Here is a 15,680-nt window from a genome sequence, read left to right as displayed (position 1 = left end):
GGACAATCCACCTTGTCACCTAGTGTAGGTTCAGAGAAACGAACTAAGGTGAAAAGTAAGAAAGTAGCGAAGATTGCCAGCATAAATGAGCAAGATGCAAATGAAAAAATTTCTTTGGAGGTTATGCGGAACATCTGGGATGACGAACAAACGCAACACACCGAACTTCAACTAACACGCATGAGGGAATTTGCATACCTAATTATGCAGGCAGTAGTAAAAATTGTAAAAAACAGAAAATCTAATTCAAGGTCGTATGAGGCAAAAGAGAGCAATACTATACATCCGGGTGAGTACAGACGAGCAAGCTGAAAAGGGGCATAGCCTTCATCACCAAGAGGATCGCTTGCGTAACCATTGTGCAGTAAACGGTATCGAAGTTGTCGCACTGTTCAAGGAAGATTATTCTGCTAAGACGTTTGAACGTCCAGAATTTAATCGCTTACTCGATTTTCTCAAAAAGAACAAAGAACAAGTCGATTTACTGCTCTTTTTAAAATGGGATAGGTTTTCTCGTAATGCGCCCGAAGCGTATAACATGATTAACACTCTGCACAAGCACAAGGTAGAACCACAAGCTATAGAACAACCTCTTGACCTAAGCGTGCCAGAGAACAAGATAATGCTTGCGATATACCTAACTACTCCTGAAGTTGAGAATGATCGGCGCTCATTGAATACAATTGCCGGTATGCGAAGAGCCTTGAAAAATGGGCAATGGGCAAATCTAGCCCCCATAGGTTATGCTAACAAAAGAGATGAAAACAACAGACCGATTGTCCTGTTTGACCGAAATGCGCCATTAGTTAAAGAAGCATTTGAGCTTTTTGCGACCGGCCAATATCCAATTGACATTGTAAGAAAAATGTTCAATGAGAAAGGATTAAAAATAACGAGGAACGCATTCTGGTCAATGCTAAGAAATCCTTTTTACGTTGGCAAAATTGTAATCCCAGCCTACAAGGATGAAGAAACTACGGTCGTCCAGGGCAAACACGAGCCATTAATTTCAATGGATGTTTTTAATGATGTTCAGGATGTTCTGCTCGGTAGAAAGAAAATTGGAATGCCTGCGAGGCGGACTAAACAAGAGCAGTTGCCACTTCGAGGGTTTCTTACTTGCAGAGTTTGCGGGAAAACAATGACGGGAAGCGGGTCAAGTGGAAATGGGGGTAAATACTATTACTACCATTGCTTTGACGGATGCAAGGAGAGAGTAAAAGCTGAGAATTTAAATCAGATATTTTTAAAGGCATTGAGGGATGTAAGCAATAACAAAAAACTGATACAAACGATAAATGCTCTCACATCGAATTTGCACAAACAAACAAATGCTGATCAAAAAGCGCAAGCTGAGAAAATCGAAAAAGAAATTCAAATCTACCGTAGCCGGTTGGATAATGCACAAACTTTGATGTTGGACGGCCACTTAGATGCATCTGAATACAGAAGCATTAAAGCTAGACTTCAGCCGGAACTGGAGAAGTTAGTTAGAGCGCAAACCTCTATCAATCAAAAAAATCCAGAAGAGCAGGAAATACAGGAGTTCGGCATATACTTTTTGATGAATATGGCAGAACTCTTGACTGAAGCGGATTTGGAGCTAAAAAACAAGATAATTGGTTCGATGTTCCCTAAAAAGCTCGTTTTTGAAAACAACCAACTTCGAACCAACATTGAAGATGGAGTAATGCCCATGCTTATCGCTACTAGCAAGGCTTTCAGCGTAAATAAAAAAGGGGAGCTAAAAAAATCTAGCTCCCCTTCCTGTTTGGTGCCCCGAACAGGAATCGAACCTGCACTACCTTGCGATAACCAGATTTTGAGTCTAGCGCGTCTACCAGTTCCGCCATCGAGGCTTGTACTCAGCGGGTGGCAAATGTATCTATTCTTTCCTGTATGCGCAAGAGGTATTTTTTGCGCATATACATGTCTTTTATCTGCGCTAGCAGGGCATTATCGTGCTCTCCGGCATCGTAGCGATGGGTGAGGGGAGCGGTGGTGGCGTCCCACTGCTGTAGCTGCTCTGCAAGGCTGTTCTGTGCTGTGGCGCGGGTGTTTTCGTTGCCGGGCATGTCTTCCATGTCGCTTACTGCCTCGTTCAGGTCCATCATTTCCATCAGGAAGGCAGGGGGCAGGGTATATTTCTCTTCCTCTTCCAGCATGCCGTGCAGTTTCAGTACATATGCCATGGTGGCATCGGCATCGCGCAGGGTCTTGTAGGCCGCGTTGTTGTATGCGGCATCGCGCAGGGCATTTGCCATGGCATCGCCACCGGCGGCCGCAAAGCGGTCGGGGTGGTGCAGGCGGCTCAGCTCGTAGTATTTACTTTTCACAGCTGCCTGGTCGGGGTGAAAACTCACCGGCAGGTGGTATAGTTCGAAATAGTTCGTCATGTATGTTCGGCTTTTGTGATGGGTGTATGCTCTTTGGCGCGGCGCTGGTAGCAGCGTATCTTTGCGGCAAAATTAGCACATGCTGAGAATAGGACTGATACGCGAAAGAAAAAAGCTGCCTGATGAGCGTGTGGCGCTCACGCCACACCAGTGCAGGTACATAATGGATAAGTACCCCAACATAAATATAACCGTAGAACCATCGCCCAACCGCTGCTTTGCCGATGCCGAATACATGGCAGAAGGCATAACCCTGAGCAACGACATGACCGACCGCGATATACTGATGGGTATCAAAGAGGTGCCTATAGACCATCTTATTCCCGGCAAGACCTATTTCTTCTTCTCGCATACCAAAAAGAAACAGCCGCACAACAAGGACCTGATGCGGGCTATGATAGAAAAGCGGATACGCATGATAGATTATGAGTGCCTTACCCATAGCGATGAGCAGCGCATACTGGGTTTTGGTATGTATGCGGGTATAGTAGGTGCCCACAATGGCCTGCTTACCTATGGCCGCAAGCATGGGCTGTACGAGTTGCCGCCGGCGCACAAGGTGAAAAGCTACCAGGATCTGATACATGCCTATGAGGCCATAAAAATGCCCAACATCAAGATAGTGGTAACGGGATCGGGCAAGGTGGCATCGGGCGTGCTGGATGTGATGCGCCAGCTGGATATAGAGCAGGTAGAGCCCATGGACTACCTGACCCACCAGTACGAGTATCCTGTGTTCACCCACCTGAAGGGGGGAGACCTGTATGCCCGCAAGGACAATGATATGTTCCACCGCGATGACTTCCATGCGCACCCGGAGATGTATAAATGCCTGTTCTCGGCCTATGTGAACCAGACAGATATACTGATGAACGGTATATACTGGGAGCAGCGTATAGCACGCCTCTTTGAGAAGGACGATATAAAACGCCACGACTGGCGCATAAGGGTGATAGCCGATATAAGCTGCGATGTGGATGGGTCGGTACCTATCACATACGATTCTACCACCATAGCCGATCCCGTGTTCGGGGTAGACCGCAACAGCCTGCAGCAGGTAGCGCCCTTCCTGAATACCAAAGACACCATAGATATAATGGCCGTGGACAACCTGCCCAATGAGCTGCCGTGCGATGCATCGCAATACTTCGGGGTACACTTTGAGAAATATGTACTGCCAGAGGTGCTGAGCCCCAATAGCGACATACTGCGCCGTGCCACCATATGTCAGGACGGTAAGCTGACGAAGAAATATGAATATCTGTCAGATTATGCAGGCCTCGCCCATCAGGGTAGTGCGTAGCAGGCTACCGGCAGAAATTGTGGATATATGGGGCGTACAACTTTTGACCATATTCGCCATGCTGCCTACATTTGACCAACGACCGTCTACTAAATACTATCTACTGAAAAGCTTTCTACTTTATACTTTCTACTTTATACCACGATAATGGCAGAACTGATACCACAATATAACGAAGACAGTATACGCTCGCTGGATTGGCGCGAACACATACGCCTGCGCCCGGGCATGTACATAGGCAAGCTGGGCGATGGAAGCAGCGTGGACGATGGCATATATGTGCTGGTAAAGGAAGTGGTGGACAACTGTATAGACGAGTTCGCTATGGGGCAGGGCAAGCGTGTGGAGCTGACCGTGAGCGATGGCCAGGTGACCGTGCGCGACTATGGCCGCGGCATACCCCTGGGCAAGGTGGTAGATGTAGTGAGCAAGATAAACACCGGCGCCAAATACGATAGCAAGGCCTTCCAGAAGTCGGTGGGGCTGAACGGCGTGGGTACCAAGGCGGTGAACGCACTGAGCAAGTACTTCAAAGTAGCATCCTTCCGCGAAGGGCGTACCAAGGTGGCCGAATTTGCGCAGGGAGTACTCACCAAAGAATATAAGGAGGCCGATACTACAGAGAACAATGGTACACTGGTGGTCTTTCGCCCCGATGATACTGTGTTCAAGCATTACCACTTCCTGCATGAGTACCTGGAGAACCAGGTATGGAACTACTGCTTCCTGAATGCGGGCCTGCTCATACACTTCAACGGCAGGAACTATGTATCGAAGAACGGCCTGCTGGACCTGTTGACACGCAAGACCAACCCGGACAACCTGCGCTATCCCATCATTCACCTGAAGGGTACCGATATAGAGGTGGCCATGACCCATACCGGCGATTATGGCGAAGATATATACTCATTCGTGAACGGACAGCATACCACGCAGGGTGGTACGCACCAGGCGGCCTTCCGCGAGGCATTCGTAAAGACCGTGCGCGAGTTCTACAAGAAGGATTATGATGCATCGGACATAAGGCAGAGCATTTGCGCTGCAATTTCTGTTCGTGTACAGGAACCGGTGTTCGAGTCGCAGACAAAGACCAAGCTGGGCTCACAGTATGTATTCGATGGTGGACCATCGATGAAGGCTTTTGTGGCAGAGTTCCTGGGTAAGGACCTTGACAACTTCCTGCACAAGAACCCCGCAGTGGCCGAGGCGCTGAAGAAACGTATAGAGCAGAGTGAGCGTGAACGCAAGGAACTGAGCGGTATACGCAAACTGGCCAACGAACGCGCCAAGAAGGCCAACCTGCACAACAAGAAGCTGCGCGACTGCCGCATACACCTGAATGAAGAGCCCCCTACAAAAGGCCGCGAAGAGTACCAGCAGAAGCAACTGGAATCGACCATATTCATTACCGAGGGCGATAGCGCCAGCGGTAGCATCACCAAGAGCCGCAGTGTAGAGACACAGGCGGTCTTCAGCCTGAGGGGTAAGCCGCTGAACTGCTATGGCCTTACCAAGAAGGTGGTATACGAGAACGAGGAATTCAACCTGCTGCAGCATGCGCTGAACATAGAAGAAGGGCTGGAAGGGCTGCGCTACAACAACATAGTGATAGCCACCGATGCCGATGTGGATGGTATGCACATACGCCTCCTCATCATGACCTTCTTCCTGCAGTTCTTCCCCGACCTGGTGCGTGGCAACCATATATACATACTGCAGACGCCGCTCTTTCGTGTGCGCAACAAGCAGAAGACCATATACTGCTATACCGACGAGGATAGGCAGCGCGCCATAAACGAGATAGGCGCCAAAGCCGAGATAACGCGCTTCAAAGGCTTGGGAGAAATAAGCCCCGAGGAGTTCGCACAGTTCATAGGCGACGATATACGCAAAGACCCTGTGCTACTGACGCAGGATGCACAGATACAAAAGCTGCTGGAATACTATATGGGCAAGAACACCCCCGACCGCCAGCAGTTCATCATCAACAACCTGCGCATAGAGAAAGACCTGGCCGAGGAGCTGGGTATAGAGGTAGAGGCGTAATGGAGTGGTGAGGAATTAGGTATCGGGAATTAGGTATCGGGAATTAGGAATTAGGAATTAGGTATTTGGAATTTGGCATCAGGTAAAAAAGCAAATGTATCCGTTCGATTTTTGACCTTTTCTTTTCCTGCATCGTGGTATTGCCGTATTATCGCATTGTCACATTCCCTTACTATCTTTATACAAAACTCATACGCCCGATGCGTCTTCCACAGTTTGTAATAGTACTGGCGGCACTTGTGTTATCACACAACGTTTATGCCCAGTTCGGGTTATCGACGAGGATACACCGAACATTTCCCGATGTGACCCTGGGCATCAAGGCCGGTCTCAATATGCAGCGTACGTTCGGCAGTACTATTTTCGGTGGCAGCTATTCGCAGATGCCTATGGCTGGTATCTATGCCGACCTCACGAAGAGGCAATGGGCCTTTAGGGTAGAGATACTGGCAAAGATGGCCAGGCTGGACTATCTTCCCTACCATGCCGACCTTAAAACATCTTACCTGGATATACCCCTGCTGGTGCAGTACAACATTTTTGATGTGGTATGGCTGCAGGCGGGGCCGCAGTATACCCGCATGATATCGGCAAGGAATATGAGTTCGGGCTCCAACGTACGCGGTTTATGGTTCCAGAGCAATGATATATCGCTGGTGGCCGGTGCAGAGGTGGTGGTATTGCCACGTCTTACCGCCAGTGCGCGTTATGTGCATGGCCTGCTGAATGTGAACGGTGTAGACTTTCCCTACTATGGCAGATGGAGGAACTCTGGCCTGCAATTCGCGCTTGGTTATCGCTTCATTCACTGATCTTGCACCCATAGATACCCTCTTTTTTTCGACATGATATACCCACTCCGCATCTATATGGCCTTACGATACATTTTACTTCTATGCGGTCTGTGCGCCTGTATGGCGGGCTGTACCAAGGCGCCTGTATATTCCAATCCATCGTATGCGGTGGGTACGGTAATATCTTTCGATGCGGGCATCCTCAGGCGGTCGGGCACCACTTACTTCTTTTATGTGAATGGCAGGCGATACGAGGGTAGCAGCCGCAAAGTGCCTATAAACAAGAAGCTGGCCGAAGGAGAAAAGTATATGGTAGCATATGAGGCAGCACAGATAGATAAGAACATCATGATATTTGCCGACAAAGTGGTGAACGACAGTGTGGATTCTGCTACCTATGTGTCGCAGTACATTTTCCATCCGCCGTTCTGATGATCGCTAAGACATTTTGTACAGGCCAGCGAGCACAAATGGGGGCATAAAGTATCTGTTCAGTGATAATGGTCCTGTACCGTATATTTACCAAAGAAAGCCGCCTGACAGCGGCTTTCTTAATAAGTAACGCTAAAGAAATAAAAGGAGAACAACATGGTAGCTAAACCCGGAAAGCCCGCAAACGTAGATGCATACATCGCCTCCTTTCCCCCGGAAGTGCAGGCGGTACTGCAGCAGGTGCGCGCTACGGTACAGAAGGCCGCGCCAGCCGCAGAGGAGACCATAAAGTACGATATGCCCACCTATGTGCTCAATGGCAACCTGGTATACTTTGCCGGGTATAAGAACCATATAGGGTTCTATCCCGCACCTGTGAACGATGAGGCGTTCAAAGAGGTATTGTCTAAGTACAAAACAGGCAGGGGATCTGTGCAGTTCCCCCTTAGCCAGCCAATGCCGCTGCAGCTCATAACACGCATTGTAAAGCAGCGTATAAAGCAGAATGCTGAGAAGGCAAAAGCAAAGGCCAAAAGAGGATAAGCCCTTGCAAATGCCCGTGCTTAGCCTCACCCCGGCCCTCTCCCAGAGAGAGGGAGTGTCAATGTCCGCGCGGTCGCGCGGGTGTGTCGGAATAAAAGGATACTATAATTGATGTCCTTACAGCAGCAGGCCTGCAAATGCCCGGGCTGATATATCTTTACGGCATGGATCGCGCAGCATTAGTAAAGAACATATTCGCCAAACGCTCTGTGTTATGCGTTGGCCTCGATACCGACCTTGCCAAGATACCCCGGCACCTTTTGCAGGAGGAAGACCCTGCATTCGCTTTCAATAAGGGGATCATAGATGCCACTAAGGAGTTCGCCGTGGCCTATAAGATCAATACCGCCTTCTATGAGGCGCAGGGTGTAAAGGGCTGGCAGAGTATGGAGCGTACGCTCAACTACATTCCCAAAGATATCTTTACCATAGCCGATGCCAAGCGCGGCGATATAGGCAATACATCGGAGCAGTACGCACGCACCTTTTTCCATACATATCCCTACGATAGTGTTACCGTAGCGCCCTACATGGGGTCGGACAGCGTAAAGCCCTTCCTGCAGTTCGATGGCAAGTGGGCCATAGTACTAGGCCTTACCTCCAATGCTGGCAGCGCCGATTTCCAGCTACAGCAATGTGGTAATGAGCTACTTTACGAAAGGGTGCTGACGACGGTAGCATCATGGGGTACGCCGGGCAATATCATGTTCGTGATAGGCGCTACGCGCAAAGAGCAGTTGCAGGAGGTGAGGGCATTGCTGCCCGATCACTTCTTCCTGGTGCCGGGTGTGGGCGCACAGGGCGGCGATGTGGATACCGTATGCCGCAATGCCTTCAATAAAGATGCGGGTGTGCTCATCAATGTATCGCGCGGGGTCATCTATGCAGGCAGTGGCGAGGGCTTTGCTGCGCAGGTGCATGAGGCCGCACGCAAATACCAGCAGGAGATGGCGGTATACTTTTAGTGACCGCGTTCTATAGCTATATCGTATGGCTATATAAATAGGGGTGCGCCATTAATGCGCACCTTTGCTATATGGAACTAGGCATAAGCACATTCGGAGAGATAGCAGCAGAACATATAAGCGGCCATGCCACAGGCGCACAAAGGCGGGTGGCAGAGCTGATACAGGAGGCCATACTGGCCGATGAGACAGGGCTGGACGTATATGCACTGGGAGAGCATCACCGGCCCGACTATGTGGTATCGGCGCCAGAGGTAGTACTGGCGGCTGTGGCTGCGGTCACCAGGCATATAAGGCTTTCCAGCGCTGTGACCGTGCTTAGCTCTGCCGATCCTGTGCGCGTGTTCCAGAATTTCGCTACGCTGGACCTTATATCAAAGGGCCGTGCGGAGATAATGGCAGGCCGTGGCTCATTCATAGAATCCTTCCCGCTCTTCGGGTACGACCTGGACGATTATGATGAGCTCTTTACCGAAAAGCTGGAACTGCTGCTGCAACTGAACGATAACGAAGTGGTGACCTCGCAGGGCAAGCACAGGCCTTCCATACCCGGGCTGGGTGTGTACCCGCGGCCATACCAGCAGCGCCTGCCGGTATGGATAGCTGTAGGCGGCACACCGGCATCGGTGGTGCGTGCAGGTGGCCTGGGGCTGCCCCTCACCATAGCCATACTGGGTGGCGACCCTGTACATTTTACCCAACTGACCAAACTATACAGGCAGGCCGCAGAGCGTGCAGGTCGTGACAGCAGCCAGTTGCAACTGGCCATAAATCAACACATGTATATAGCTGAGAGCTCACAGCAGGCGGCCGAAGAGTTCTGGCCCGTATACAGCAGGCTGATGAACAAAGTGGGCCGTGAACGTGGCTGGCAGTCCCTCACGCGCGAGCAGTTCGAATACATGCGGTCGCCCAAGGGCTCGTTGATGGTGGGCACCGCAAAAGAGGTGGCCGACAAGATAGTGGCTGAGTACCAGTTGTTCGGTAATACCCGTTTCCTGGCGCAGACCATAGCCGGGGATATTCCGCATTCTAAACTGATGAATTCCATCCGCCTCTTTGGTACCGAGGTAGCACCTATGGTAAGGGCCGCGATAGGGTAGCTCCTCCCCATCCTTCCCCCGTCGGGGAGGGTGAGGTCGAGTCAGGGTATTTTACCGGGACGGTCAATATATGGCCGTCCCGGTCTGTTTTTCCCATTCTTGTGTGCACCCTAAAGTAGCATTTATCACATTGTAGTGTTAAATAGATAGTACTATGTGTTGCATAGTACTAAAATTATGCATAGTTTTGTCTCAGAATTCAGGAATAACCATTTAAACAAGGAGCCAAATGAGTATCGAGAACACACAAAGCCAGATGCGCCGGGGCATACTCGAATTCTGCATCCTGTCGGTGATAAGAAGGGGAGAGGCATACCCCAGCGATATAGTAGAAGAAATGAAGGCATCGCGGATGATAGTGCTGGAGGGTACGCTATACCCCCTGCTGACCCGACTGAAGAACGCAGGTATGCTCACCTACCGCTGGGTAGAGAGCAATTCGGGGCCGCCGCGCAAATATTTTTCGCTCACAGAGCAGGGTATAGCATTCTACAAAGAGCTGGAAGATACCTGGAACGAACTGGCCTATGCCGTGAACACGCTAAAGAGCAAAGAGAATTCTTTACCACCCATCACCGACCAACAATAACCTACCACACAAACCAACAACAATGGAAAAGATAATAAACATAAACTTTCAGGGCAGGGTGATAGCGATAGAAGAGACCGCCTATGACCACCTGAAACGATATATAGATGGTCTGCGTGGTCACTTTGCCAAAGAGGAGAGCCACGAGGAGATAATGAACGATATAGAGGACCGCATAGCCGAGCTGCTGAGCGACCGCCTGAAACAGGGTGTGCCCTGCATAGGTATGGCCGATGTGAACGCGGTGATGGACAGCATAGGCCGCCTGGAGGATATAGCCGCTGCAGATGCGGAAGAGAACCCCGGGCAAAGCCAAAACCAGGCGCACACCAGCACGCCGCCGCCTAACAGCGAGGATGCATGGAAGGGCCGCCTGTACCGCAATGGCGACGATACCCTGATAGCAGGTGTGTGCAGTGGGCTGGCTGCGCGTTTCGGTATAGATCCTACCATAGTGCGTATACTGTTCGTGCTGCTGGCGGGCGCATTGTTCTGGGTATATGTGCTGCTGTGGATACTGGTGCCATCGCGCAGCCTGCGGTCACAGTCCACAAGGCGTTTCTTCCGCGACAGGGAGGGCAAGATGATAGCAGGTGTGTGCAGCGGCCTGGCCGCCTACTTCGGTGTAGACCGCTGGATACTGCGCACGATAGTGGTGGTACCCGTAGCCATAGCCATTTCCTCGGGCGATGGGTTCTCTATGGGTTGGGGCCATGGCTTCCCGGGTATATTCGCGGGTTCGGTAGGGGGTACTTTGTTCATACTATATGCCATACTATGGGCAGTAGTGCCCTATGCACATAGTGCCACAGAACGTATGGAGATGCGTGGCGAGCGCATAGACATGAACAGCATAAAGGCCGCTACACAGGCGCGTGCAGGTGAGGCCGTGAGCGCAGGTCGCCGTGCCGGACGTGGCTTCGGCCGTGTGATAGGCACTTTGTTCAAGGCCTTTTTCCTGCTCATAGCGGGTTGCATAGCCCTTAGCCTTTTTGGTGTGCTCATAGCACTGTTGTTCGCCGGGGCTGCTGTTCTGCCCTTTACCAATTTCATATTCTATGGCGAGGGCCAGCATACACTGGCATGGGTAGGCATTGTGCTCACACTGGGTATACCCTTGCTGGCCATAGTGGTATGGATGATACGCAGGATGATGAGGGTACACACACGCCGCCACTACCTGGGCTATGTGTTCACGGGGCTGTGGCTCACGGGTATCACCTGTATCATCATCACTGCCGGTACGCTGGCGAGGGGCTTCAGCACCATAGGCGAGGTCGAGGATGTGTATGCTATACAGCAGCCATCTGCCGGGGTACTGTATATAGATGTGAACAAGACCGGCAACAACCACCATGCCCGCCACGACAGGTGGTTCGGCGAAGGTGCTAACAACGATGCGCCCTTCAGGTGCATCAGCGATGATTCTCTGTGGCTGAACAATGTAAGAGTGAACATAGAGAAGAGCCAGGACACACTTTTTCATGTATATCGCACACGCACCAGCAGGGGCAATACAGGCAGCGAGGCAAGGCAGCGGGCAGAACATTTCGGCTTCGATATAACACAGCAGGATAGCGTGATAGGACTGGCCGATGGGTTCGTGATCAGCAGCAGGGATAAATTCCGTAACCAGCAGGTACTGGTGACGGTAGAGGTGCCTGTAGGCAAAAGGATAAGGATGAGCGAAGCGGTGGACAACTATAGCTGGTATACCATAAACACCCGCAGGCAAAGGAACTATGAGCGCCACTGGCAGGACCATGACGACATAGACACCGATACCGAGTACATAATGACAGAGGGTGGCCTGAAACAACCGACCGACACGGCGCAGACCAATGTGAGCATAGTGCAGTAAGCGTGCTGCATCACTGCAGTATGCCGGCTATGCAGGCCGAAAGGTAGGAGGCAAGCGTACCGCACAGCAGCGCCTTCAGGCCCAGTTTGGCAAGGTCGGTGCGGCGTTCGGGGGCTATGGAGCCTATACCGCCTATCTGCATGCCTACACTGCTGAAGTTGGCAAAGCCGCATATGGCTATAGATACTACGGTGAGGCCCTTTTGCGTGATGATGGGCACAGTGCCATTGGTGAGGCTGCGGAAAGCCACGAACTCATTGATGGTGAGCTTTTGCCCCAGCAGGGTGGCAGCATTGTGTACATCGGCAGTGGGTATGCCCATGGCCCACGCCATGGGGTAGAACAAGGTGCCGAATATCGTATCGAGCGAGAGGCCGGGCGATATGTGATGCAAGCCCCAGTTCACCATGGCTATGAGCGCTATAAAGGCTATGAGCATGGCTATCATGTTCATCGATATCTTGAAGCCATCGGCCGCGCCATGCGTTATGGCATCTACCAGGTTGGTATACCCGCTTTTTACATCCAGTTTCACGGTGCCCATAGTGGGCGACGCCTCTGTTTCGGGAAATACGATCTTCGATATCACCAGCGCGCCGGGTGCGGCCATCAGGCTGGCGGCTATGAGGTGGTCGGCACGCACACCCATATTGGCATATACCACCAGTATGCTGCCCGATATGCAGGCCAGGCTGCCGCTCATAGATGCCAGCAGCTCACTGGCCGTCATGGTAGGCAGGTAGGCGCGTATCATCACCTGTGCCTCTACCTGCCCTACAAAGGCGCTGGCCGCATTGCTCAGTGCCTCGGCACCGCTCACGCGCATCACTACATGCATCACTCTGGCTACCATAGATACTATGAACTGCATGACCCGCAAATGATACAGTATGGCCACCAGCACACACAGCAGCGTTACCGTGGCCGTGATGTTGAACGCGAAGACGAACACATGCGCTATGCCATAGTTCACGGCATTGCCATTGGCATCTATGGCCGCGAGGCCGCCGTATACAAAGGCTACGCCTTCCCTGGCAAAGCTCTCCAGCTTTTGCATGGCGCGTCCCATACCCTGGAAGAACTGATTGAACGCGGGCACCTTCAGCACCAGCAGGGCTATGCCTATCTGCAGCACCAGCCCGCTCAGCACTAGCCGCCTGTCTATGCGTCGTTTATTGTTCGAGAAAAGGAATGCTATTCCCAATATCAGTAATATGCCTATGATGCCGGTAAAACGTTCCATTGTCTGTTCTCTTTGGTAGCCGGGGCGGCGATCACCCCATTGTGGTCCTTTAGAATGCGAATGGCAGCAACTCGCCTATCGTTCTTTGTATCACCTGTCCCTCCTGCCTGAAAACTATAACTATATCTCTGCCGAACTCTATGATGTACTGCCTGCATGCGCCGCATGGCGATATGGTATCTGTGGCAGACCATACCGCTACGGCCACTATATCTCTGCGGCCCTGTGCTATGGCCTGACCCAGCGCGGTGCGCTCTGCGCAGATAGTGACCCCATACGATGCGTTCTCTACGTTCGTTCCATTAAAGATAGTACCATCTGTGGTAAGTACTGCGGCGCCCACCGCAAAATGCGAGTAGGGAGAATAGGAGTATGCAGCCGCGGCCTGCGCATGCTGCATCAGCTCTGCGGCCTGTGCTTCGGGTAGGTACTTCATCATTTCTTCAGTCCTATTTCCATCAGCCTTTCATCCAGGTACTGGCCTGCGGTATAGTCTTCGTAGGCCTTGGGGCGCTCATCGCTGATGCAGCTATCCAGGCAGACCAGGCTCATATCGCTCACCGGGTGCAGGAAGAATGGTATGGAGTAGCGGGGTGTATGCCACTGCTCGCGGGGCGGGTTCACTACGCGGTGAGTGGTAGAGCGCAGGCGGTCGTTGGTGAGGCGTTGCAGCATATCGCCCACGTTCACCACTATCTGTTCCGGCAGCGATGTCACAGGCACCCACTCGTTCTGGCGGGTGAGTATCTGCAGGCCGTCGGCCGATGCGCCCACCAGCAGGGTGATGAGATTTATATCCTCATGCTGTTCGGCACGGATGGCCGATAACGGCTCTGTAGTGATAGGCGGATAATATATGGCCCTGAGTATGGAGTTGCCGTTCTGCACATACCGGTCGAAGTAGTGCTCATCGAGCCCCAGGTATAGGGCTATAGCGCGCAGCATGGCCAAGCCCGTACGCTCGAAGGCCCTGTAGGCTTCCAGCATGGTAGGGGTGAAGTACGGCGTCTCTGCTACCGATACATTGCCGGGGTACTGCTCGGGGTTGGGAGCGCCCGGCTCCACTATCTGCCCGAACTGGAAGAACTCCTTCAGGTCGGGCGCATCATAGCCTTTGGCGTGTTCTGTGCCAAAAGATGTATAGCCACGCTGGCCCGATAGTTCGGGTCTCTTGTACTTTGTTTTGGTGTCTGCAGGTAGCGAGAAGAAAGCCTGTGTTTCGGTGTACAGTTTGGCTATCAGGTCGTCGGGTATGCCATGGCCCTTTAGGGCCACGAAGCCTACTTCCTCATAGGCCTTGCCCAGGCTTTGTACAAAATGTTGTTTCTGTTCGTCATTGCCGCTGTGCATATCGGCCAGGTCCACTACAGGAATGTTCATAATGCTGCTGTTGAATTGTTAGCAATAGTAGTTCTTAATGAAGGTAGCGTATATTGTGTTATCGTTAAGTTTCGGTGATGGTGGGCTTGCGAAGCATATAGCGGCTAATTTTCCCCTCCCAATATCTTTACTACCATGAGCGGCAGACACATAGAACCATCGGAACTCATCATCACAGAGCGCGGCACCATTTACCACATAGATATAGCACCGGAGCACCTGGCGCCCACCGTTATCACCGTAGGCAGCCCTGACAGGGTAAAGGAGGTGTCCAAATACTTCGATAAGATAGAGCATAGGGCGCAGCATCGTGAGTTCATCACTCATACGGGCTATGTGGCCAACAGGCGCATCAGTGTTATCAGTACAGGCATAGGCGTGGGCAATATAGATATAGTGCTGAACGAGATAGATGCCCTTATGAACATAGACCTTGCCACGAGGACCATAAATGAACACAAGACCTCGTTGTCCATCATTCGCCTGGGCACATGCGGTACTCTGCAGGCCGATGTACCTGTAGATAGCATGATCGTTTCTACCTACGCTATGGGGCTGGACAACCTGATGCTGTTCTACGATATGGAAGTGAATGCAGCGCAACAAGAACTGCTTGCGGCATTCGCACAGCATATAGCTACCACGGGCAAGAACATACACCCATATATATGCGAGGGCGCTGCGGAGTTGCGTTCGCATTTTACCGATGGCTATGTACATGGCATCACCGTCACCTGCCCCGGCTTTTATGGTCCGCAGGGGCGTACGCTGCGCCTGCAACCTGCATTCCCGCACATACTGGATGCACTGGCATCGTTCGGGCACAAGGGCCATCGTGTGGCCAACTTCGAGATGGAGACATCGGCCATATATGGTATGGGCGCACTGCTGGGGCACAAGTGCCTGTCTATCAGTACGGCCGTGGCCAACAGGGCCACAAAGACCTTCTCTGCCGATACCGACCGTGCCGTGGATAACATGATACGGCAGTCGCTGCAGGTGATAGCCGATAACGACCTGTAATA

General features: G+C 51.8%; 15 protein-coding genes, 1 tRNA gene and 1 pseudogene. 12 read left to right on the top strand and 5 right to left on the bottom strand.

Features of this window, described 5'->3' with window-relative positions:
* The first annotated feature begins 48 nt into the window (after nt 1-48).
* Both ABD843_RS13055 and ABD843_RS16430 read left to right on the top strand, forming a co-directional pair.
* Nucleotides 49-312, top strand: a complete 264-nt coding sequence (locus ABD843_RS13055) for a hypothetical protein (protein ID WP_345083859.1) — start codon at nt 49-51, stop codon at nt 310-312.
* Nucleotides 257-1,249: pseudogene (locus ABD843_RS16430) on the top strand (recombinase family protein); the annotation flags it as partial. The gene ABD843_RS13055 and the pseudogene ABD843_RS16430, both read left to right, overlap by 56 nt.
* Nucleotides 1,250-1,772: 523 nt before the next feature.
* On the opposite strand, the gene ABD843_RS13050 reads toward ABD843_RS16430, so the two are convergent.
* Together ABD843_RS13050 and ABD843_RS13045 are read right to left on the bottom strand one after the other, a co-directional pair.
* Nucleotides 1,773-1,859 (bottom strand) — tRNA-Leu (locus ABD843_RS13050).
* A 6-nt stretch (nt 1,860-1,865) separates the two neighbouring features.
* Nucleotides 1,866-2,396, bottom strand: coding sequence for an iron-sulfur cluster co-chaperone HscB C-terminal domain-containing protein (locus ABD843_RS13045; protein ID WP_345083857.1), 531 nt, complete (start codon nt 2,394-2,396; stop codon nt 1,866-1,868).
* Nucleotides 2,397-2,475: 79 nt separating this feature from the next.
* On the opposite strand from ABD843_RS13045, the gene ABD843_RS13040 reads away from it, so the two are divergent.
* The 9 genes from ABD843_RS13040 (at nt 2,476) to ABD843_RS13000 (ending at nt 12,032) form a co-directional block, all read left to right on the top strand.
* Nucleotides 2,476-3,699 carry an NAD(P)-dependent oxidoreductase gene (locus ABD843_RS13040; RefSeq protein WP_345083856.1) on the top strand — a complete coding sequence of 408 codons (1,224 nt, stop codon included), beginning with the start codon at nt 2,476-2,478 and terminating at the stop codon, nt 3,697-3,699.
* 147 nt (nt 3,700-3,846) lie between these two features.
* The gene (locus tag ABD843_RS13035) at nt 3,847-5,745 is read left to right on the top strand and encodes a DNA topoisomerase IV subunit B (protein ID WP_345083854.1); all 1,899 of its coding nucleotides are present in this window, start codon (nt 3,847-3,849) and stop codon (nt 5,743-5,745) included.
* Between the two features lie 200 nt (nt 5,746-5,945).
* On the top strand, nt 5,946-6,557 hold the full coding sequence (locus ABD843_RS13030) for an outer membrane beta-barrel protein (RefSeq protein WP_345083852.1): 612 nt from the start codon (nt 5,946-5,948) through the stop codon (nt 6,555-6,557).
* Nucleotides 6,558-6,614: 57 nt separating this feature from the next.
* Nucleotides 6,615-6,971: a hypothetical protein gene (locus ABD843_RS13025; RefSeq protein WP_345083850.1), complete on the top strand. Its 357-nt coding sequence runs from the start codon at nt 6,615-6,617 to the stop codon at nt 6,969-6,971.
* Between the two features lie 156 nt (nt 6,972-7,127).
* A complete protein-coding gene (locus tag ABD843_RS13020; RefSeq protein ID WP_345083848.1) occupies nt 7,128-7,514 on the top strand; it encodes an iron chaperone in 387 nt (128 codons plus the stop codon).
* Nucleotides 7,515-7,678: 164 nt separating this feature from the next.
* Nucleotides 7,679-8,479: an orotidine-5'-phosphate decarboxylase gene (gene pyrF, locus ABD843_RS13015; RefSeq protein WP_345083846.1), complete on the top strand. Its 801-nt coding sequence runs from the start codon at nt 7,679-7,681 to the stop codon at nt 8,477-8,479.
* Nucleotides 8,480-8,550: 71 nt separating this feature from the next.
* The gene (locus ABD843_RS13010; protein WP_345083844.1) at nt 8,551-9,582 is read left to right on the top strand and encodes an LLM class flavin-dependent oxidoreductase; all 1,032 of its coding nucleotides are present in this window, start codon (nt 8,551-8,553) and stop codon (nt 9,580-9,582) included.
* A gap of 229 nt (nt 9,583-9,811) precedes the next feature.
* Nucleotides 9,812-10,171, top strand: a complete 360-nt coding sequence (locus tag ABD843_RS13005) for a PadR family transcriptional regulator (protein WP_345083841.1) — start codon at nt 9,812-9,814, stop codon at nt 10,169-10,171.
* 22 nt (nt 10,172-10,193) lie between these two features.
* Nucleotides 10,194-12,032, top strand: coding sequence for a PspC domain-containing protein (locus tag ABD843_RS13000; RefSeq protein WP_345083839.1), 1,839 nt, complete (start codon nt 10,194-10,196; stop codon nt 12,030-12,032).
* 10 nt (nt 12,033-12,042) lie between these two features.
* Here ABD843_RS13000 and ABD843_RS12995 read toward each other — a convergent pair whose 3' ends face one another.
* Genes ABD843_RS12995 through ABD843_RS12985 form a run of 3 tightly spaced genes read right to left on the bottom strand, consistent with a single transcriptional unit; the run spans nt 12,043 to nt 14,655 of the window.
* Complete coding sequence (locus ABD843_RS12995) at nt 12,043-13,275, bottom strand: NupC/NupG family nucleoside CNT transporter (RefSeq protein ID WP_345083837.1); 1,233 nt, start codon at nt 13,273-13,275, stop codon at nt 12,043-12,045.
* 49 nt (nt 13,276-13,324) lie between these two features.
* Complete coding sequence (gene cdd / locus ABD843_RS12990) at nt 13,325-13,714, bottom strand: cytidine deaminase (protein WP_345083835.1); 390 nt, start codon at nt 13,712-13,714, stop codon at nt 13,325-13,327.
* On the bottom strand, nt 13,711-14,655 hold the full coding sequence (locus ABD843_RS12985; RefSeq protein ID WP_345083833.1) for an isopenicillin N synthase family dioxygenase: 945 nt from the start codon (nt 14,653-14,655) through the stop codon (nt 13,711-13,713). The genes cdd and ABD843_RS12985 overlap by 4 nt, the downstream gene beginning before the upstream one ends.
* Before the next feature lie 135 nt (nt 14,656-14,790).
* On the opposite strand from ABD843_RS12985, the gene ABD843_RS12980 reads away from it, so the two are divergent.
* A complete protein-coding gene (locus tag ABD843_RS12980; protein ID WP_345083831.1) occupies nt 14,791-15,678 on the top strand; it encodes a nucleoside phosphorylase in 888 nt (295 codons plus the stop codon).
* Nucleotides 15,679-15,680: the final 2 nt, after the last annotated feature.

Source organism: Nemorincola caseinilytica, from assembly GCF_039540515.1.
Taxonomy (GTDB): Bacteria; Bacteroidota; Bacteroidia; order Chitinophagales; family Chitinophagaceae; genus Nemorincola; species Nemorincola caseinilytica.
Note: the sequence above shows the minus strand (reverse complement) of the source record. Positions and strands in the feature narration are given on the sequence as shown.